Source organism: Bombella mellum, assembly GCF_014048465.1.
GTDB classification, from domain to species: Bacteria; Pseudomonadota; Alphaproteobacteria; order Acetobacterales; family Acetobacteraceae; genus Bombella; species Bombella mellum.
Window position 1 is genome coordinate 1 of the sequence record NZ_PDLY01000007.1, and the last position, 21243, is coordinate 21243.

The 21243-nt window shown below is 48.6% G+C and carries 18 protein-coding genes; all 18 read left to right on the forward strand.

The window, feature by feature from the left end:
• The first annotated feature begins 98 nt into the window (after positions 1 to 98).
• The 18 genes from CPA56_RS09065 to CPA56_RS09150 all read left to right on the forward strand — a co-directional run bounded on the left by CPA56_RS09065 (position 99) and on the right by CPA56_RS09150 (position 20848).
• Positions 99 to 9482 carry a hemagglutinin repeat-containing protein gene (locus CPA56_RS09065; RefSeq protein WP_326831325.1) on the forward strand — a complete coding sequence of 3128 codons (9384 nt, stop codon included), beginning with the start codon at positions 99 to 101 and terminating at the stop codon, positions 9480 to 9482.
• A gap of 51 nt (positions 9483 to 9533) precedes the next feature.
• A complete protein-coding gene (locus tag CPA56_RS09070; RefSeq protein WP_182041700.1) occupies positions 9534 to 9842 on the forward strand; it encodes a hypothetical protein in 309 nt (102 codons plus the stop codon).
• Positions 9843 to 10323: 481 nt separating this feature from the next.
• Positions 10324 to 10716, forward strand: coding sequence for a hypothetical protein (locus CPA56_RS09075; protein ID WP_182041701.1), 393 nt, complete (start codon positions 10324 to 10326; stop codon positions 10714 to 10716).
• 109 nt (positions 10717 to 10825) lie between these two features.
• On the forward strand, positions 10826 to 11104 hold the full coding sequence (locus CPA56_RS09080) for a hypothetical protein (RefSeq protein ID WP_182041702.1): 279 nt from the start codon (positions 10826 to 10828) through the stop codon (positions 11102 to 11104).
• Between the two features lie 530 nt (positions 11105 to 11634).
• Positions 11635 to 12117 carry a hypothetical protein gene (locus tag CPA56_RS09085; RefSeq protein ID WP_182041703.1) on the forward strand — a complete coding sequence of 161 codons (483 nt, stop codon included), beginning with the start codon at positions 11635 to 11637 and terminating at the stop codon, positions 12115 to 12117.
• Positions 12118 to 12337: 220 nt separating this feature from the next.
• The gene (locus tag CPA56_RS09090; protein ID WP_182041704.1) at positions 12338 to 12697 is read left to right on the forward strand and encodes a hypothetical protein; all 360 of its coding nucleotides are present in this window, start codon (positions 12338 to 12340) and stop codon (positions 12695 to 12697) included.
• Between the two features lie 602 nt (positions 12698 to 13299).
• Entirely contained in the window at positions 13300 to 13758 is a 459-nt protein-coding gene (locus CPA56_RS09095) for a hypothetical protein (protein ID WP_182041705.1), read from the forward strand.
• Between the two features lie 892 nt (positions 13759 to 14650).
• Entirely contained in the window at positions 14651 to 15109 is a 459-nt protein-coding gene (locus tag CPA56_RS09100; protein ID WP_182041706.1) for a hypothetical protein, read from the forward strand.
• 113 nt (positions 15110 to 15222) lie between these two features.
• Positions 15223 to 15501: a hypothetical protein gene (locus tag CPA56_RS09105; protein ID WP_182041707.1), complete on the forward strand. Its 279-nt coding sequence runs from the start codon at positions 15223 to 15225 to the stop codon at positions 15499 to 15501.
• The gene (locus tag CPA56_RS09110; protein WP_182041708.1) at positions 15467 to 15865 is read left to right on the forward strand and encodes a hypothetical protein; all 399 of its coding nucleotides are present in this window, start codon (positions 15467 to 15469) and stop codon (positions 15863 to 15865) included. The genes CPA56_RS09105 and CPA56_RS09110 overlap by 35 nt, the downstream gene beginning before the upstream one ends.
• 152 nt (positions 15866 to 16017) lie before the next feature.
• On the forward strand, positions 16018 to 16497 hold the full coding sequence (locus CPA56_RS09115; RefSeq protein ID WP_182041709.1) for a hypothetical protein: 480 nt from the start codon (positions 16018 to 16020) through the stop codon (positions 16495 to 16497).
• A 490-nt stretch (positions 16498 to 16987) separates the two neighbouring features.
• Positions 16988 to 17422 carry a hemagglutinin repeat-containing protein gene (locus tag CPA56_RS09120; RefSeq protein WP_182041710.1) on the forward strand — a complete coding sequence of 145 codons (435 nt, stop codon included), beginning with the start codon at positions 16988 to 16990 and terminating at the stop codon, positions 17420 to 17422.
• Positions 17403 to 17897 carry a hypothetical protein gene (locus tag CPA56_RS09125; protein WP_182041711.1) on the forward strand — a complete coding sequence of 165 codons (495 nt, stop codon included), beginning with the start codon at positions 17403 to 17405 and terminating at the stop codon, positions 17895 to 17897. The genes CPA56_RS09120 and CPA56_RS09125 overlap by 20 nt, the downstream gene beginning before the upstream one ends.
• 574 nt (positions 17898 to 18471) lie before the next feature.
• Positions 18472 to 19164, forward strand: a complete 693-nt coding sequence (locus tag CPA56_RS09130; protein ID WP_182041712.1) for a hypothetical protein — start codon at positions 18472 to 18474, stop codon at positions 19162 to 19164.
• Positions 19165 to 19171: 7 nt separating this feature from the next.
• Entirely contained in the window at positions 19172 to 19408 is a 237-nt protein-coding gene (locus CPA56_RS09615) for a DNA/RNA non-specific endonuclease (RefSeq protein ID WP_182041713.1), read from the forward strand.
• Complete coding sequence (locus tag CPA56_RS09140) at positions 19374 to 19802, forward strand: hypothetical protein (protein ID WP_182041714.1); 429 nt, start codon at positions 19374 to 19376, stop codon at positions 19800 to 19802. Before CPA56_RS09615 ends, CPA56_RS09140 begins: the two co-directional genes overlap by 35 nt.
• A 201-nt stretch (positions 19803 to 20003) precedes the next feature.
• A complete protein-coding gene (locus CPA56_RS09145) occupies positions 20004 to 20375 on the forward strand; it encodes a ubiquitin family protein (RefSeq protein WP_182041715.1) in 372 nt (123 codons plus the stop codon).
• Positions 20376 to 20533: 158 nt separating this feature from the next.
• Complete coding sequence (locus CPA56_RS09150) at positions 20534 to 20848, forward strand: immunity protein YezG family protein (RefSeq protein ID WP_182041716.1); 315 nt, start codon at positions 20534 to 20536, stop codon at positions 20846 to 20848.
• The last annotated feature ends 395 nt before the right edge of the window (positions 20849 to 21243 follow it).

Sequence of the window (21243 nt, forward strand, 5' to 3'; positions counted from 1 at the left end):
TCCAGGGTCAGAGGGTCGAGGCGCATCTGGGTGACGGGGGCCTGCAGAATGGAGGGTCGCTGGTCGGGCTGACGGGGCTGAGCCTGACGGGCGGGGGCGTGCTGGCCAACAGTGGCGAGCTGGGGGCCCGTCAGGGGGCGGTGTCGCTTGAGGGGACGGGGCTTCGGAATGATGGCGGGAAGCTGATCGCGGCCGATGGTCCGCTGTCCCTGACGCTGCATGGTGGTGACATCTCCAACAGCAACGGCCTGATCCAGTCCAGCGAAGGTCTGACGCTGACGGCGGGCACGCTCTCCAACCAGGGTGGGACGCTGCTGAGCGGCAGAGGTGACGTGGATCTGACGGCCGGGTCGTTCCGGAACGAGGGCGGTCTTGTGCAGGCGCAGGGGACCCTGACGGCCCGTCTGGGACGCTATGGCTCGGATGAGGGGTCCAGCCTGGTGGCGGGGGGTGCGCTGCATCTGAGCTCACCGGGTGTGGTGCATAATGAGGGCGTCCTGGCCTCCTTCGGGGACATGACGCTGACGGCCTCCCGACTGGAAGGGGGAGCGAAATCCCGGCTCCAGGGTCAGAAGGTCGAGGCGCATCTGGGTGACGGGGGCCTGCAGAATGGAGGGTCGCTGGTCGGGCTGACGGGGCTGAGCCTGACGGGCGGGGGCGTGCTGGCCAACAGTGGCGAGCTGGGGGCTCGTCAGGGGGCGGTGTCGCTTGAGGGGACGGGGCTTCGGAATGATGGCGGGAAGCTGATTGCGGCCGATGGTCCGCTGTCCCTGACGCTGCATGGCGGTGACATCTCCAACAGCAACGGCCTGATCCAGTCCAGCGAGGGTCTGACGCTGACGGTGGGCACGCTTTCCAACCAGGGTGGTGTTATTCAGACTGACCGTAACATGTCTCTGATCATACGTCAGTATGAGTCGGATGCAGGGGCATCGCTAAGCAGTCGTGGACATCTTGACGTGCAGGCTCAGGGTCGTGTGCACAATGGTGGTCTGATAGGTGGAGGGGCAGGCGTTGATATGCAGGCCACCTCTCTGGAAAATGATGCGCAGGCTAGACTTGTCAGCGTGGGAGCTCCACTACGGATCAATCTTACAGGCCAGGATGGTCTGAAGAATGCAGGGACAGTGCAGACACAGCATCTTGCAGGCCAGAATTCCGGTGCTGATCTGAACATTGTGACCTCTGTTCTGTTTGATGGCGGAACAATCATGTCCGCAGATGCCATGACCGTGATGGCTGACAGGGTCGTGACCCAAGGGGGTATCCTTCAGGCTGAAAATGGAATGACCTTTGACAGGGTGAAGGATTTTTCCAATTACGGAGGCACCGTTCTCAACAGGAATGGCAATCTGACCCTGAATGTGAACAGCCTGCGGAATGAATCGGGAAGCCTTGAGTCTGGTGGTGATCTGAAGGCTTACCTCGGTCATTATTCTTCTGATGGTTCTTCCCGCCTGGTAGCGCAGCAGACCATGTCGCTTTCCCTGTCGAGCGGGCTGGACAATGATGGTCTTCTGGGTGGGAGTGCTGGCCTGACGGTGGAGGCGGCTTCCATTCAGAATGGTGTGCATGGCCATGTGCTGTCTGATCGGGGTGATGTGAACCTGATCGCCTCCCAAGGACTGATCAGGAATCAGGGAGTCGTGGAAGAGCGGAATGCTGATGGGAGGCTTATTCTGTCGGCTCCCATCGTAAGGAATGAAGGAACGCTACTGTCAGCCGGTTCCATCGGTCTGAATGGCACGAAGGACATGGTGAACTCCGGCACGCTGTATGGCGTGAAAGGATTGACAGGGCAGCTTTCTGGCACGTTGGACAACAGCAATGGTCTGTTGGCAGTGGGGGGACCGGAGGCCCGTCTTTCAGCCGGGCGGATCGTCAATGCAGCTGGAAACATTCGGGCTCTGGATGGTGGACTGACGCTTCAGGCGGGGCAGGTTGACAATAGGGGTGGCCAGATCGGAGCCGTCACTGACCTTCTGGTGCAGGGGGACAGACTGCTCAACCAGAATGGTCTGTTACAGGCGGGTGGAAACCTGGCCATTGGCCGTCATGGAGCGGAGATTGAGAATACCCAGGGCAGCATGCAGGCCGGGCATGACGTCACCATTGCTGCGACCCATCTGGTCAATAATGGTGGGAAAATTCTGGCTCTCGGTGGTGATCTGACGGTCAATGATGCTGTGGATGCTTTGGGTGTCAGGGTGGCTGATGATCAGATGACGGCTCTGGAGACCGGTGCCGGGAGTCTGAAGGCATCCGGGGCCGTTACGCTGGGACTTTCAGGTCTGAAGGATGATGCTCATTCTGTCATAGCATCATCGAAATATCTCTCCATTTCAGCCAGTTCTCCTCTGGTGGTGCAGGGGCTGCTGATGGGAGGTCAGGGGGTTGGTCTACAGTCTGCCGGCCTGTCTCTTGCAGCCGGTGGGCAGGTCGTGTCCAGCAATGGTCCGTTGACTCTGGCCTTGGGTGGGACTGGCCTGAATAATCAGGGTGTGATTGAGGCCCAGGGGCAGGATTCACGCCTGACGGTGCAGTCGGTGGGTGACATCGTGACGTCTGGCACTCTGCTTTCCATGGGAAGCATGGGCCTGACCGGGCAGGGTCAGCTGACAAATGATGGGGTGATGGGGACGCTGGGTGGTGATCTGGTCATCCAGGCACAGGATCTCCACAATCAGGGGAAGGTGGTGTCTTCCGGCTGGCTGAATGGTACGGTTTCCGGAGATATCCGGAATGGTGGCCAGATATACGGGCAGAAGGGGCAGACCCTCTCCGGGAACCGGATTGATAACAGTGGTGGCGAGATCAGTTCTGGAGGCGATCTGACCGTACAGGGTCAGTCTCTGACCAATGATGACGGACGCATCATCTCTGATGCAGGCCGTGTGGTCGTGCGGAGCGCAGACACCGTGAGCAATCATGGGGGGCTTGTGCAGGGGCTGGGTGATGTCACTGTTGTCTCGGGGGTTTTTGACAACAGCCAGCAGGGGAAAATTCTCAGTACGCAGGGGAGTGTCCAGCTTTCCACACCGCAGCGGTCTTTTGACAATCATGGTGGTACCATTCAAGCGGCACGGGATGTGCAGCTGACGGCAGCAGGTCTTGATAATGGACGGGGTGGCCTGATCAATGCTGTTTCGGGCAGTGTGAATCTTATGGCCGCTGGCGGAAATGGCATGGATGTCCTTCATAATGAGGGCGGCACCATACAGGCCAATGGTGCTCTTCACCTTTCTGCACAACATCTCGACAATGCCGGTGGGCAGATTCTCCAGCAGTCTGGCACGCACGGATTGTTTCTTGACGGAGGAACGGGGAAACTTGCTGATGTGGCCGTTGGCCCTGACGGGTCAGTGGGAACTTTCCAAACAAAAGGAAGTCTGAGCCTTGCGGTGACCAACCTGCATGGTTTCGGAGCGCTCATTGCACCGCAGGACCTGAGTGTAACAACCTACACACCCGATGCCGACACTTTTTTTCAGGCTGGACGTGACGTAACCGTAACGGTTCTGGGTGATTACCATGTTGCTTCTGGAGCTGGCGTGCTGGCCGGGCGCAATGCGACGGTGCAGGCGTCTTCCATACGGAATGATGGGGCCTTGATGGCCAATGGTGGCATCCTGACCGTTTATTCCGGAGGTGATGTCTACAATACCGGTCTGCTGTATGGGGCGACAGGGCTGGTCACGACCCTGCCCGGCACGCTGACCAACCATCAGGGAGCCATCCTTGCGGGGAATGGTTCCATACTGGTTCAGAATAATGATCAGGGAAATATATCAGCATTTCTGAATCAGTCTGGTCTGGTTCGTGCTGATGGAACGCAGAGTGACATTTTCATAAAATCTCATGATATCGAGAACTCGATTATAGGAAATATTCGGGTTGTTACACCATCAGAATCGAATCATATGGTTTTTGACCATATGCAGGGGGACGAACGGGACGGAAGGATTGATGTCCCTGAAGGCTTGTTAGATGAGCATGGAAATCAGGGAAAAGGCTATATTTATTTTTGGGCCGGTAAAGGAGGAAAGACGGTAAATCGAGGCTCATACAAGGTTTTAATGACAGAATCATATATTGAGATGGATGATTCTGATAAAGGTAATGCATCTCCTTTAATATCAGCTGGGAATGACATATTATTTTCTTCAGATGGAAGAATAAATAATAAAGCTGGGCATATAGCTGCTGGTCATGATTTGACATTGCAGGGTGCCAGTCTCGACAACTCTGGATACAACATCACGCGTAGCTATGGTATTTATTATTGGGATAGCAGAGGGGCAACATTTGATAGCAGTCATTCAACGGTACCAATTCAGTCCCATGTAGAGGGAGAGTCATATGTTCCTTGGGGAGGGATCATCACGGTACCAGGACCGTATAGTGGAACTATTGTAGCTGGAAATAATATTATTGGAGATATTAAGGGAGATATAAAAAACGTTACTTATTATAACGATGGAGGTAAAGTTTCCTCGGATTTTGGCAGCTCCATTCCTGCCGGGTTGTCTGGGAGGTCTCTCAGGAATGTCAAAGGGGCTGACGGAATCAGTGGGAGTGCAAGCTCAGGGTCAATATCAGAGCTGAATCCTGCTGGTCGGCCATTAGTGGAACCTACGCCGGTTGCGTGGAATGAAAATGCATCACTTCCCGGTTTCAGTGGTGCAACAGTGGCGGTATCGCCTTCCAGCGTATCTGCGGGAGAATGGAAGCCGACAGGCACGTCTGTGTCCGGGTCACTGGCAGCTGGTGGGGTGTCCATTCCTGAGGGCGGGACAGAGGCTCTGCCGTCGTCTGAGACCGTCCATCAGGTGGATGGTGGCACGCTTTCTGGTCAGTCCAGCCCGTCCATGATGTCTGGCAGACCACTGACGGGTGGTGCGACTGTTCATCAGGTGGATGGTAGCACGCTGCCCGGTCAGTCCAGCCCGTCCATGACATCTGGTGGAATACTGACGGGTGGTGCGACTGTTCCCATGGGTGCAGAGAGTTCCCTGCCTTCTTCGGACATACATCAGACGAATGGGGGTGGAACGCTTTCCGACCGGTCTGAGCCGTTCATGAATTCTGCGGGAGCAAACGATTCCCTTCCATCGTCTTCCATTCGTCAGGCCGGTGGTGAAGGTCATCTGGCCAGTCAGTCCGATCCATCCATGTCAGCTGGTGGAAGACTGGCAGGAAGAGGAGTTTCAAGGAAGACCCCGGCCAATACCGTGCTTTATGTACCTTCTGCGGACCTGAAAGCAGTCGTGGCGTCCATCCCGGGTGGTGGGACGCTTTTCGTGCCCAATCCGTCGCCTTCGGTGCATTATCTGCTGGAGACCAACCCACGTTATGCGACCTTTGCGGGGCTTTACGGGTCGGACTATCTGCTGGGGCGGCTGGGCCATTCCATGGGGGATTACCGTTTCCTGGGGGATAGCGGGTTCGATACGCAGTACGTGCAGCAGCAGATTGTCTCTGCCACGGGCCAGACCTTCCTGGGTGGAAGCTATCAGGCAGCCAATGAGCAGATGCAGACACTGCTGGACAATGCGTCCCGGCAGTCTGACCAGCTGGGGCTGACCTTCGGGCAGGCCCTGACGTCGGATGAGCAGTCCAGGCTGACGGACAACATCGTCTGGTATGTTCCCGTCTCGGTGAATGGACAGACGGTTCTGGTGCCGAAGCTTTATCTGGCTCCCGGCAAGGTGAAGCTGGCCAATGGCGGCGTCATTTCCGCAGGGAATGACCTGTCTCTTCAGGGGGGCAGCATAAGCAACAGCGGAGCGATGGCATCCGGCAAGGCCCTGAATCTCGTGGCCACTCAGGGTGATCTCGTGAATGATGGCGGGAGCATTTCGGGTGGCGATGTGACCCTTGCCAGCCTTGCAGGATCTGTCGTGAATGACAGCCAGCTGAGAACAGACCAGATTGTCGGAGGGACGCAGCAGACACTGGGCCAGCAGGGTACGATCACGGCCAGTGGCAATGCCCGGCTGAGTGCTGCGAAGGACATCCTCTTCAAGGGGGCTTCGCTCAAGGCTGGCGGGGACGCCACCCTTGTGGCCGGACAGAACATCAATCTTGACGCCCTCTCGACACATGGGGCGGGTGGAGTGTCCAGGCGTCACTTCACACAGACGGGCAGCTTTGTCCGTAACATCGGGTCCAGCGTCATGGGTGATGGAACGGTCACTCTGGCGGCTCTGGGAGGCGACATAAATCTTGCCGGGTCTGGCGTCATGGCAGGAAAGGACGCTTTCCTTCAGGCCAAGGGCAATCTGGCCCTGAAGGCCATGACGGATGAGGATCACAGCTACAGCAGGGTCGTCAAGAAGGGCTTCCTGAATAAAAAAACCGTCACGACCAGCAAGGACAGCACGACCGGGATTGGCAGCCTTGTCGGTGCGAATGACAACATCCTGATGAGTGCCGGTGGCGATCTGTCCGTGAAAGGCACTGTCAGTGGTGGGCAGGATGTGACGCTGACGTCTGGTGGTTCATTGAGCGTTGATGCGTTCCAGAATACGGCGGCCTCCTATTACCAGAAGAAGAAAAGTGGTCTGTCCTTCCATACCGGGAGCCGCACTTCCATCGGTTATGGCAAATCCAACAATACCGATACGGGAACTGGTACGAACTGGACATCCAGCACTGTCAGTGCGGGCAGGGGTGATCTGACCCTGAAAGCCGGGAGCGCAGCCACGATCACAGGGGCCAACCTGAGTGCGGGGCATGACATCGGTATTGATGCGTCTTCGGTTGCCTTCAAGACGGTTGAGCAGACGCTTAAGCAGACGCAGGATCAGAAGCAGTTTTTTGTCGGTGTTTCTGTCGGTCTGACGTCTGATTCCATCGTGGGGCAGGTCGTGCAGTCTGCCCTGGCTGCGAGCAAGGCCAAAGGGCAGGGCAGCAGCATGGTTGCAGCCATGAATGGTGGTCAGGCCCTTTATACGTTGCAGCAGGGTGCTGATAACCTGCAGCATGTTGGCAGCCTTGATGCGATGAACATGGCACTGATCGGGGTGGAGGCCAGTGTCGGTTTCAACAAGAGAAAGAGTCATGCGGTTGAGGATCAGAGCACCGTAGTGGGCAGCGCGGCCACTGCAGGAAATGGTCTTTCGATCATTGCCCGGGGAGATCATCCCGGGTCTGCGGATGACGGGTCGATCAGTGTGACCGCAGCCCGCTTTTCGGCGAAGGATATCACGTTCGATGCAAAGAAAGACATCAATCTTCTGGCTGGCTGGGACCATGTAAATACCTATTCGAAGAAGACACAGACCAGTGCTTCCATTGGCGTGAAATATGAGATTGGAGGCCCCCAGACAGGCTTTGGTGTCACGGCGGGGGCGAGCCATCAGAGCCAGGAACAGCAGAGTCATCAGTCTACGGCGGTTGATACGACGCTGGATGGCACAAACAGTGTTACGCTGCATTCTGGTGCCAGGACCCTGCTGAATGGGGCGGAAGTCCGTGCCCCCCGGATTGACGTGAAGGCTGCGGAACTTGAGATCATCAGCCCGCAGAACACGTATGACTACCGCAGCGTGAGCACATCTGCGGGGGTTCAGGTTTCTGTACCACTGAACAATCCTGCCGGAGCTGCGGGCGGGACCAGTTTTCAGCATCAGGTCGTGACGGATCATTTTGCCTCCACCGGGAAGGTGCTCTCCGGTCTGTATGCGGGGGAACAGGGTGTCGGGATTGATGTTGCCGGGAACACGACGCTGACGGCTGGCGTGATCTCCAGTGTGGCGTCCCGTGAGAAGAATCACTTCAGTACGGGCAGCCTGATTTCCCGGAATCTGGAGAACGTGTCCCGCTGGCAGCTTGAGAGTTCGGGCTTTCAGGCGAGCCTTGGTGGAGCGGGTCAGGGTGACGCCACGGGCTGGCTTGGTCAGGTTGGCCAAGGGATGGCGGCGAATTCCATGTCTCTTCTGGGAGGTGGACAGAACCACAATGAGAAGACGGCCAGCCATTCTGCCGTCGGTGACAACATCACCATCAATACGACGACGGTTGATGGCGATCTGAGCCGTGACGTTGCCCATGCGAACGGGGCGATAGACAACAAATTCAACGCACAGAAGCTCCAGAACCAGATGCAGGCCCGCACTCTGGGGACACAGCTCGTTGGCGAGATTGTTGGCACGGTTTTCCAGAAGGATCAGGAGAGGGATGACAAGGCCCGTGCTGCGGAGGGTCTTCCGCCAGAGGAGGCTGGCAGTGCCTTTTCTCCCCGGGAGGTGGCCCGTGACCTGATCGAGGCTGGTGGGGCAGCCGGTATTGCGGCCCTGACGGGAGGGAGCCCGGCTGCTGCTGGTCTGGGTACGCTGGCTGGGAAAGTGACGGCAGCGACGACCCGTCCATTGGCGGAGGCCGTGGCGACGGGGCTGACGGGCAGCAGCGACGGTACGCTGCATGACAGTATTGCCAACATGTTCAGCAGTGCTGCCGCAGCGGCTGGTGGGGCTGTTGGAGGACTGGTTGCAGGTAAGGGCAGTGCCTCAGTCAGTGCGCTGACTGGTGCAGCGGCAGCAGCGGCCATCGAGCAGTATAATGATAGTGCTCATCGTGGGAAGGAGGCAGAACAGAAGGAAGAGGACGAGGAAAAAAATTCGAATACAGATGCAGTCGAAGCTTTGGCTTTTGATATTGCTTTAACGGGGGGCTCCATGATCCCAGGCCCACCTGGAACTGCCTTTGGTTATACATTGGCTGGCAGGTTGGAGCAGGAAGGACATCCATATCTTGCTGCTATCCAGGCGGGATCAGCAGGTTTGGATACCTTTGGTATCGATACATCGGCTGTTGTGGCTCCTGTGATTACTGGCTCGCTCCAGCTTATGAAGAGTGCTGTGGTGGGGGTGATCCTCAAGTTTGGTGGGGATGCTTTCGAAAGGCTTGCTCAGGCCCAGTTTATGGCTGTGACTGGGGAGGAGTTTGGGGCTGCTTTGGCAGGACATGCAGCAGAAGGTGCTGCCAATCTTGGCAAAAAAGAAACTGCAGCTGGTCAGGTTGTAAAAAGTGTCAGGCAGGATGACCCTGCATTTAAAAATATAGGAAAAAATTCCTCTCTATTATTAGAGGCTATAGAGGCAAGTAAAGGTGGTAATTCAGATTTAGAGGAAATTGACAGACAGTTTTTAGAATTTAACGAGAAAGCAGCAGGAAAAGGTATTCATGATGGAAAGCAGGGGAAGCATATTGTAGGTCATAATGATTACATTCCAGGTAGATCTATAATGTCTTCGGATGTAGACCCAGTGGAACTGTTGGAAGGAGCATTGTCGAGGAAATATGATTTTTTAGGTATGGGTCCTAGGGACTCTATATATAAGTTTGATTTTAATAAAAAAATCGGGGAATATACACAGGGGGAAGGAAAATTCTATGACACTACTATAGGTAGTATACATGTGTCTAAGAAAGGTGCACATATCGTTCCAGCAGCCCCAAAGGGATGGGAAAATAAATAAAAAGTATTATGAATTTTTCTGCCTTGGTAAAGGCTAAGAAGAGAGGAATCTATGTCTATAGAAATGATACCGGATGTTTATTTATGTATTATGACAGCATTTTTAGGAGAAATATACCCTGAAATTCGTTTAATATCCGCAGATTATGGTGAGGATTTAGTTATTAGAGTACATATGGTTTTAGATAGACCTGTGAATGATGAGGATATTGAGGAGATGGATTGCGTGATTACAGAAATTGATGCTGCATTTAATTTGGAAGATGCATCAGATATAGAAGATAGAATTTTTTTCTCGGAGGAACCGCTTTGTGAAATAGAGACTCTCCCATATATCATTTATATGAGGTATGAAGAATAGTATGTTTGTATTGGATTTATAAGTTTACACAGTGAGGGTAGAATGCAGATTTCACAACGTGAAAGGAATATGAGGCTTGTAGGGGTATCACAAGCTTTACTTGGGGAGGTGCATAGAAATTTACGATTTGTATCGGTTAATTTTATCGGGAATGACATACATGTAACATTCGCTTTTGATGAAAGTTCGAAGGGTAATGTAAAAATGAATTTTTATAGGATTAAGAAAAAAATAGCCACAAGCTCTTTCTTAAAAGAGGTTGGAAATATTATATTTTCAGCTATTTTATCAAATGAAAAATTTAACTCGGTGGGTACGTTTGGGAGAATTATTTATGCTAGAAAAGAGTGTTAGTAGATGATATTTATATTTTTCCGATTAAATATTAAAAATAGATATTAGGGATAGGTTATGAATGTATCTGATGCAGATTTTTTTACATTTTATCAGAATTTTTTAGCAGTCATTGTTGCTGAAGGTGATGGTGACATGTCTTTTACAGCTGATTTGTTTTGGAGCGGATGTAGTTGAGGAGATATGGTTTGAAAAAGCGATGGCAGCTTTGACTCGATTGGGGTTTTCAGGGCTGATTTATTATCGTAGGGATGGATTCGATATTAGAATTATTCTGAAAAAAATGTTTCTAGATAAAAGTGAAGAGAATTGGCTTAATTGTTATTTTATTCCTACCGTTCTTGGTAAGGGTTTAGCTGTGAAGTATCTTATTTATCTCGATGACGAGAATGATCCGCAGGTTATCAATAATATTTGCGAAGAGTTTCGTAAGGATCTGGAGCGTATTTTTGATGAGCATGGTGTAGGATTTGATGTGGACCTACCCCATGATAATTTGCTTTCACTTGATAGTAAATGAGGGGTTTTCGTATTTTATGGTATAGGCTGGGTTCTGTAATGAGAACCCGGTCTTTTCTATTGTAAATCATGATACAGAAGGTATCGATACATCTGTTGTTGTGTCTCCTATGATTATCGGCTCGCTCTGGCTTGCGAAGAGTGCTGTGGTGGGAGCGGTCCTCAAATTTGGTGATGCTGCTGTCGAAAGGCTTGCCAAGGCCCAGTTTATGGCTGCAATTGGAGAGAAACTCGGGTCTGCCGAAGGTCATGCAGTAGAAGGTACTGCCAATCTTGGCGAAAAAGAAACTGTAGCTGGTCAGGTTGTAAAAAGTGTCAGGCAGGATGATCCTGTAGGTAAAATTGCCGAGAGTAATGCTGGTGGCATCATCATCACCGGAGTAGTCTGAGAAGACTGTTTCAGGAGGGGCAGGTGACAACGCATCTAATGCAGCTGCATCAAAAGTGGTGGATACGCAGGAGCCACTTCTTAATACTAAGGATGAGGGTGAGCTGGAGTTTGAGGATGTACCTTTTCTGGCTCACAGGGCTAGGAGGAGATTTTATAGGGTGAAAAAGGGGATAATGAGGATATACGAGAAATATTGACCAATGAACCTTCTGAAGAATTTGCCAAGAAATTTTATAGGGATATCGTTGCTTGGCTTGAAAAAAGTGGTCTCCTTCTTAGATCGCAAGAGTGATCGGGTTATTGATTAGGATGCAGTGGATAGGGGACGTGCGACGGCACGGTTGAGAGATATTTATAAAATGGGGGAGCATATAAAAAAGAGGAAAGATGTGTATGTCGGTTGGCGTAGTGTCAAGAAAGCAAGTTTTAGAACACCAGACGGCATTGAGATTATTGACTTGGATCATCCATATGGTTAAGTGAAGTTCAAGATTATTCATGTTGAAAAATGAATAGTAGTGGTGATTTATGAGTGTATCTGATGATGATTTCTTGAGATTTTATCAAAAGTTTCTTGAGAGTATTGTTATTGATGGGGATGGTGATATTTTTTTTACAAATTATTATTCTTATGATATGGATGAAGATGAGTTATATGAGAAAGCGATAGCGGCTTTGACCCGGTTTGGGGCGTCTGGTTTAATTTATCGTCGTATTCTTGGTCGTAAGATTGAGTGTAACATTGATTACGATATTATGAATTTCTTAAAATATATGTTCCTTAATAAAGATGAAAAGATTTGGATGGATTGTTTTTTTGTTCCAACCGAGTCTGCTGTGAATATGGTAGAGAAATTCCTTATATCTTTTGATGAAGAGAACCGTTTAAAGGTTGTTGCAGATGTCTGTGAAGAGTTTCGTAAGGAGTTAGGGCGTATTTTTGATGAGCATGGCGTAGGATTTGATGGGGACTTGCCCTACGATAAGTTACTTTCACTTGATAGCAAATGAGGGGTATTCCACATTTTATGGTATAGGCTGGGTTCTGTAATGAGAACCCGGTTTTTTTATTGTAAATCATGATACCGATTTCCCTTCCGCATAGGGTCTTGGACGTTCGTCGGTTATGGCAAGTCCCGTGACCCTGATGCGGGGGATGGGACGAGCTGGACCTCCGGTACGGTAAAGTGTCGGCAAGGGTGACCTGACACTGAAGGCCGGGAATGCGGCCATGATCACCGGGTCTAGGGTGCAGTCCGCTCTTGCGGCGAGCCAGGCCAAGGGCAGTACCGTGCTGCGGACCTTCAATGCCATGCAGGGGGCCTATCAGCTGGGTACGGGGCTGAGTACGGTCGTTGATACTGGTTTCTCGAAACTGTTCAGTCTGCCCAGCAGCACGCAGATCGTCGGTGAGGTGATGGGGCGTGTTTCGGACAAGCTCTACAGCCATGGCGTGCAGGGTTTTGACGAGCACGGTGCAACGAACAACTGGGGCCGGGCCATATTGGAGGCAGTTGGCAGGCTTGTGGCAGGACTGGACAATGTTACAGTCAACGCCTTGAATGGGACCTCGCCAGCATCAACCATCTAGTAGTATGATCAGGCTGTGATGTCGGAATTAGGGATGATATTCTTGTTAATGCTGCTGGGCTCCCTCTTGTTGTTACAACAGTATTGATGGGTGCAGAGAAGTTTTATGATGCCTTAAATATGGCTTATACTCCGGGAGCGGCTGGTGTGCCTTCTCAGAGGACGTTTTTCAATAGTAGTCAGAGGTCAGGCAGTGTAAATTTTTAGGTAGTATCTTCTGATAGTTCTTGGAATAAGAAAGTTTTTTATTGTCCGTCATCGGGCTTGTTTGCAAATTTGGGATTCCCGCTTCCGACATCGAATAAGTTTCCGAATCCGGAGATTTTTGATCTTCCGTTACTTGAATCTCTTGGCTTGAGGTTGGGCTATGGTGCTGTATATATGACAGAATTGGGCGGAGATGGTGAGCAGAGTTCCATATCACAATATTTTCTGATGAGAGAATTGCCAATATACGTGATGGTAAATCTTCTGGTAATATAATAGATAAAAGTACTTATACCTTTGGGGTAAGGGGGCATCCAGACGTCGATCGTTTTATCAAGAGCGGGAATCTGAAAATAAAGTTCCGGCAGATTAAGAAATAGAGAGAAAGGTGGAGTAATGACTATATCTGATGACGAATTTATTTGGTTCTATCAGGATTGTATAGCAGATCTTTTGGTTGGGGGAGATTCTTCTATGCCGTCTATGGGAGGTCTTTATGTCAGTTATAAAATTGGATGTACAGAAAAGGAGTGGTACGAAAAAGCGATGGCAGCTTTGACAAGATTGGGAATATCTGGAGTGATTCATTGTTGGCACACTCAAGATGATATACGTCTTGTGTTAAAAGAACTGTTTTTTGATAGAAGCAGCATGACATGGGATAGCTATTATTTCGAATTAACTGAATATGGTGAAAAATTAGCCAAGAAATTTCGCCTCGACGAGGAGGAAGATGTCGAGACAAGGGTGTTTCCCGATTTTCGTAAGGAATTAGAGCGTATTTTAAATGAGCATGGTGTAGGGTTCGATGTGGACTTGCCCTACGACAAGCTGCTTTCACTTGATGGTGAGTGAAGGCTGTTCTGTTTTTCAGAATGTAGGCTGGGTTCTGTAACGGGAACTCAGCCTTTTTTATTGTAATCTGTAATGTAGTTTTTCCTTTCACATAGGGAGCCGGACCTCGGTTGGATATGGCAAGTCCCGTGATCCTAATGTGGGGGATGGCACAGATTGACCTTCGGCAGTCAGTGCCGGTTAGGGAGGTCTAGCTCTGAAGGTCAGAAACATGGCTACGATTATCGGGTCCAGCCTGAAGTGCTGGGTATGGTACTAGCCTTGATGTGTCTTCGGTCGTGTCTAGGGCTGTGGCGCAGAGTGTGAAGCAGATGCAAGATAGCATATTCAGCTATTGCGGTGTGAGTGGTGGTCCTACTGGGTATCGCGTGCTTGGAGGAGGGTGCAGTCTTCTTTGGCGGGCAGCAGTAAGGGAACGTTGATGACAAGCCTTGCCAATTTGTTCAGCGACATTGCGGCAGTGGCCGGTGGGATTGTGGGCGGCCCTTGAGTCTACTTTGGTAGGACATGCAACAGAATATACTGTTAGTCTTGGTGAAAAAGAAACTGTGGTTGGCCAAGTCGTGAAAAGTGTCAGGCAGATGACTCTGTAGGTGGAGCTTCTTGAAATAAAGGCTAGGTCAGGATCATCGTCATCCTTGGGCAGCTTAAGAAGAATGGTCTCATGCGCAAAGAAGGAACAATAGGCAAAGACCGTGGAGGGATACGTTTGATAAATTTATGAAGCGGATAAAAATGGAAAGAGAATAGGGTGTGTTTGTTGGTTCGCAGAGTGATCAAGAATCAAGTTATAGGGCAGCAGATGATGTCTGGACTGTCGATTTAGGTTATCTAGATGGTAGGGGAAAATTTAAATTCATTCAGATTGAAGAATGGAGATGGAGAGAGGTTCATGAGTATATCTGACGCAGATTTTTTTACATTTTATCAGAATTTTTTAGCAGTCATTGTTGCTGAAGGTGATGGTGACATGCCTTTTACAGCTGATTTGTTTGGAGCGGATGTAGTTGAGGAGATATGGTTCGAAAAAGCGATGGCAGCTTTGACTCGATTGGGGTTCTCAGGGCTGATTTATTATCGTAGGGATGGATTCGATATTAGAATTATTCTGAAAAAAATATTTCTAGATAAAAGTGAAGAGAATTGGCTTAATTGTTATTTTATTCCTACCGTTCTTGGTAAGAGTTTAGCTGTGAAGTATCTTGTTTATCTCGATGAAGAGAATGAACCGCAGGTTATTAATAATATTTGCGAAGAGTTTCGTAAGGATCTGGAGCGTATTTTTGATGAGCATGGTGTAGGATTTGATGTGGAGCTGCCCTATGACAAGTTGCTTTCACTTGATGGTTAATGATGGGTATTCCATATTTTATGATATAGGCTGGGTTCTGTAGTGAGGACCCGGTCTTTTTTATTGTAAATCATGATACAGAAGATACCGATACATCTGTTGTTGTGTCTCCTATGATGATCGGCTCGCTCCGGCTTGCGAAGAGTGCTGTGGTGGAAGCAGTCCTCAAATTTGGTGATGCTGCTGTCGAAAGGCTTGCCAAGGCCCAGTTTATGGCTGCAATTGGAGAGAAACTCGGGTCTGCCGCAGGTCATGCAGTAGAAGGTGCTGCCAATCTTGGCGAAAAAGAAACTGTAGCTGGTCAGGTTGTAAAAAGTGTCAGGCAGGATGATCCTGTAGGTAAAATTGCCGAGAGTAATGTTGGTAGCACCATCATCACCGGAGCAGTCTGAGAAGACTGTTTCAGGAGGGGCAGGTGACAACGCATCTAATGTAGTTGCACTAAAAGTGGTTGATACGAAGGAGCCACTTCTTAATACTAAGGATGAGGGTGAGTTGGAGTTTGAGGATGTACATTTTCCTTGGCTCACAGGGCCAAGAGGAGATTTTATAGGGCGCAAAGGGGATAAGGAGGGTATACGAGAAATATTGACCAATGAGCCTTCTGAAGAATTTGTCAAGAAATTTTATAGTGATATCGTTGCTTGGCTTGAAGAAAGTGGTCTCCCTCTTAAACCACAGAGTGATCGGGTTATTGATCAGGATGCAGTGGATAGAGGATGTGCGACGGTATTTATAAAATGGGAGAGGATATAAAAAGAGGAGAAATGTGTATGTCGGTTGGCGTAGTGCCAAGAAAGTAAGTTTTAGAATACCAGACGGTGTTGAGAGTATTGACTTGGATCATCCATATGGTTAAGTGAAGTTCAAGATTATTCATGTTGAAAAATGAATAGTAGTGGTGATTTATGAGTGTATCTGATGATGATTTCCTGAAGCTTTATCAAGATTTTCTGACAAGAGTTGTTATTGATGGAGATGGTGACATATTTTTTATGAATTATTATTGGTATGATATGGATGAAGATGAGTTATATGAGAAAGCGATGGCGGCTTTGACTCGGTTTGGGGCGTCTGGTTTAATTTATCGTCGTATTCTTGGTCGTAATGTTAAGTGTAACATTGATTATGATATTATGAAATTTTTAAAATATATGTTTCTTAATAAAGATGAAAGAATTTGGATGGATTGTTTTTTTGTTCCAACCGAGTCTGCTGTGAAGCTGGTAGAGAAGTTCCTTATATATTTTGATGAAGAAAATCATTTAAAGTCTGTTACAGATATCTGCGAAGAATTTCGGGAGGAGTTGGGGCGTATTTTTGATGAGCATGGTGTAGGATTTGATGTGGACCTGCCCTACGACAAGTTGCTTTCACTTGATAGTTAAGAATAGTTACTCTTTATTTTAGAGTATAGGTTGGGTTCTGTAATGAGAATCCAGCTTTTTCTATTGTAAATCATGATACAGATTTTCTTTCCATATAGGGAGCCGGACCTCGGTTGGGTATGGCAAGTCCCGTGACCTTAATGTGGGAGATGGCACAGATTGACCTTCGGCACGGTCAGTGCCGGTCAGGGAGGCTTGGCCTTGAAGGTCGGAAAATGGCTACGACCATCGGATCCAGCCTGAATGCTGGGAATGATATCAGCCTTGATATGTCTTCAGTTGCGTTCAGGGTTTGAAATAGGCGTTGGACAGCCTGCTTAGTATTACGGTGTCAGCGGTGACCTGTCGGGGCTTCCATGCTTGGAAGTGCGGGGCAGTCCGCTCTGGCGGCGAGCTAGGCTAAGGGTGGTACGTACTGCAAACCTTCAATGATATGCAGGGCCTTAGCTGGGCAGAGGTTGAGTGATGCATTTATTACCGGCTTTCCATCGTGGCTCGTGGTGATCATCCGGGGCTGGCTGATGACAGGTCGATCAGTGCCATTGAGACGCAGCTAACTGGGAAGGACATCAGTCTTGATGCAAAGAGGAACATTGATCTTGAAGCGGGTTGGAACCGTCAGAGTGCCCTGAATCACACCATGCAGAAGGGCCTTTCGGTTGGTGTTGAAGCGAGTGTGGGCACGAGCGGTGTTGGCTTCAGTCTGTCTGCCTCTGGGCAGATGCAGCGGACAAACATGGAGAGCCATCAGGCAGTGGCTGATACGGTCCTGAATGCGGCCAATAGCGTCAGCCTGACATCCGGTGGCAGGACCACGCTGAAGGAAGAGAGATCAAATTCTTGCCCCGGTAGTCTAATGATAGAATACTCTATCAATGGAATTGAGGAAATGGAGACATTCAAGAATGCACCGATACAGAAATGATAAGAGTCAGATAGGGGTTTGTTTTTTTGTTGATGAGCTTCGCTCTTTTCTTGAAAAGAAAGGACTTGATTTTGTTTACATGAAGTTAGGGATTACGTTTTTTGATGATGGCTCTGTTAGTTCGGTAGGTAATAGTCTTATATTTTTCAGAGGAGGAGAAAGAGGTTCTCTGTTATTTTGGAAGATTTGTGAATTTGGGAATTCTACGGAAGATAAAGAATACTGTGTTGATAAGAAATTAGAAGAGGTTCTTTCTGATATTAATAGGTCTATGTTCTCTCATAATAATAAATATTGGAGATTTATAACAATTGGATTAGATAAAGACGGAAGAACGTGTGTAAAATTTTACTATGATCTTTCAGAAGGAGAAGGAGAAGGAGAAGGAGAAGGAGAAGGAGAAGGAGAAGGAGAAGGAGAAGGAGAAGGAGAAGGAGAAGGAGAAGGAGTAGCAGAGATGTTGGAAGAATTTTGAATAAAAAATATTGTCTTCACGTTTTTCTTTAAGGTAAGAATTTTATTTTTTATATGAATTTAAAAAATCTTCATTAAGATAATTTTGTTTCATCGTCCTCTGAGTGAACATGCCTTGAGGGAAGTACCGGTGGCTGTACCTGTACTGTGCAAGCTTATAGGAAGAAGCAGGCCAGTTTTGTGATGGCCTTTCCCAAAGATGGGTTTATTTTACTGAAACTTCATAACGTTTAAGCATGTAATGAGAAGATGACGGGTGTTTATAGTAGAAGGAATGCTGGGGTTGGATGTTGTGGATACAGTATTGCCTTTTTTCCTTCAGGTAAGTTGAAGGCAGGTGAATTGTTGTTCGAAGGTTTTTATGGGATATTTAATAAAATTTATGATGATTCAGAAATAAGAGAGGAAATCTACTTTGTGATTATAAATGTGTTGAAATAGGTCTGCCATCCTTAGAGCACGGTGGTCTTTCATTTAACCTGTCAGGTGAGCTAAAAAAGCTATATCAGACAGGCCCTGTACCACTGAACAATCCTGCCGGAGCTGCGGGCGGAGCCAGTTTTCAGCATCAGGTCGTGACGGATCATTTTGCCTCCACCGGGAAGGTGCTCTCCGTTCTGTATGCGGGGGAACAGGGTGTCGGGATTGATGTTGCCGGGAACACGACGCTGACGGCTGGCGTGATCTCCAGTGTGGCATCCCGTGAGAAGAATCATTTCAGTACGGGTAGCCTGATCTCCCGGAATCTGGAGAACGTGTCCCGCCGGCAGCTTGAGAGTTCGGGCTTTCAGGTGAGCTTTGGTGGAGCGGGTCAGGGTGACGCCACGGGCTGGCTTGGTCAGGTTGGTCAGGGGATGGCGGCGAATTCCATGTCTCTTCTGGGAGGCGGACAGAATCATAATGAGAAGACGACCAGCCATTCTGCCGTCGGTGACAACATCACCATTAGTGCCACGGCCGTTTCTGGCGATCTGAGCCGTGACGTTGCCCAGGCGAACCGGGTGATAGACAACAAATTCAACGCACAGAAGCTCCAGAATCAGATGCAGGCCCGCACTCTGGGGACACAGCTCGTTGGTGAGATTGTTGGCACGGTTTTCCAGAAAGTCCAGGAGAGGGATGACAAGGCCCGTGCTGCTGAGGGTCTTCCGCCAGAGGAGGCTGGCAGTGCCTTTTCTCCCCGGGAAGTGGCCCGTGACCTGATCGAGGTTGGTGGGGTAGTGGGGAGACTGGTTGCAGGCAAGTATTTTGGGGTTAGTGGTTATTAGGTCTAATATGTTTCCGCAAGATGCTAGGTTTAATACAACGGTCTACCGGCTGTTGGAGTTAGACTTCGGGAGGGCGGTGGCAGCTGGTAAGCATGTGAGAGTGTCGGTACAGCCCGTTTATCCTGAGGGAGTGGGAAAAACTTTCAGACCTGAAAAAATAAAAGTAGAATATTCTATAGATGGTGCGACGGAGAAAATGGAGTTTGATAATGCAGCTACGCAAGGAAGAGGAAGGTCAGAGTAATATGGATTTTATATTCAATAATCTTAAATATTTTCTTGAAAAAGAGGATCTTGATTTTATTTATATGAAATTAGGAATTACTTTTTGGGATGATTCTGTTTCTATTAGTACTGTAGGACATGGGCTTATATTTTTTAAGGATGGTAAGAAAGGTTCCCTGTTTTTTGATAATATTTGTGATTTAGATCACTCCATAAAAGATAGAGAGTCTTATGTGCAGAATATGATAAGAAAAACTCTTTCTTCTCTTAATAGAAGTATGTTTGTTTATTCTGGAAAATATTGGAGATTTATGACATTAAAGATTGATAAATCTGGAAAAACATGTGTTAAATTTTACTATGATTTGCGAGAAGGGAAGGGAATGGTAGGGCCTTTGGAAAAACTTGATTGAATTTTTAATTCTCTCGGCAGGTGATTTTCTTTGGTGATCCATAATAAGAAAGGTAGGATTGTAGATTTGGAGGGGCAGTAATCGGAAAATAAGTATCTAAATATTTTTTAAGATATTTGCGCTGGCCTGTTTGTTGGTAGCAGTGAAGCTGCTAGATTTTTTCCGGTATTATCGTTTTGAGAGGAAGGAGTTATGCTTCCCTTGATAAAGCAGAAGCATCTCACGGATATTTTATATGAGGCGATGCTTTTCAGTATTAATAGAGATTTTGATACAGCTGAGTGTGAGTTCTTATATGAGATAATGGATGATGGACGGCCTTCTTTAGAGATAACGTTTCATTATGAATTGAATGGCAGGACCATGGGATGTCTATTGAGCTTGGAGGCTCTGGAGGAGGTGTCTGTGACTGTGCCGGAACTTCATGCGCTCATGAAAGAATTTGGTATGAGGGCTTGGTATAGATGCATGATGTCCTGCCATAAGGATGGTCCTGTTTCGTTAAAATTTCAGTATAAAAACACTGGTCAAGGGTGTGTCGGCAAAAAATATTGTAAATGTCAGGATGTTTAGGAAGGGTGGTTTTCATGTCCAATTTTGAGAATCACCTGAAATTTTTTCTGTCCTGACAAAATCACTCCATAGTACCTATGGAACTGACAAGATTGTGTCATGGACATTTTTATTGAGGAGAGGGGAATATGCTTCCTTTGTTAAAGCAGCAGGAACTTATGAATGAGCTGTATGGTGCTGTAATTTCCAGCGTTGATGGAGATTTCGACAGGGTAGAGTGTGAATTTTTATACGAGGAAGTGGATGATGGTGGGTATTCTGTCGGTACGAGCTTTCATTATGAGCTGGATGGACAGATTTTTCATCGTCCTCTGAGTGGGGAATCTTTGGGGGAGATATCTGCAATCATCCCGGAGCTGCATCAGCTTATGAAAGAAGCTGGCATGGGGGATTGGTATAAATGTACGATGTCTTTTCTCAAAGGTGGTTCTGTCTCGTTGAAATATCAGCATAAGGAAGCCGATAAAGCATAGGTGTTTCTGGCGACAGAAACGTCTTTCAGTGAGGCCATGGTGTGATATCGCCATTGATGCTCGTGGCCTCCATCCCGGGTGGTTGGAGCATTTTCCATGCTCCATCCGTCGCTTTGCGGTGCATTATATCTTCTGAAAATCCTTTCACGTTAGATGACGTTTGCTGGACGTTACGGGCCGGAGTGTCGGAGGGATGTAGCAGACGCTGGATCGATTATGGATAGCGGTAATGTTGCAGCTAACGCTCTGAATGAAGCATCGGTAGCATCAGCTAGCCAGTGGTATATTCAAGGAGGTATTGCTGGGAAAAGAGGATGTTCAAGAAGTTATTGGTGGCGTAAGGCAGATACGAGATGAGCCTCTGAGCGATTTTGATTTATTCAGCATGGAAACAC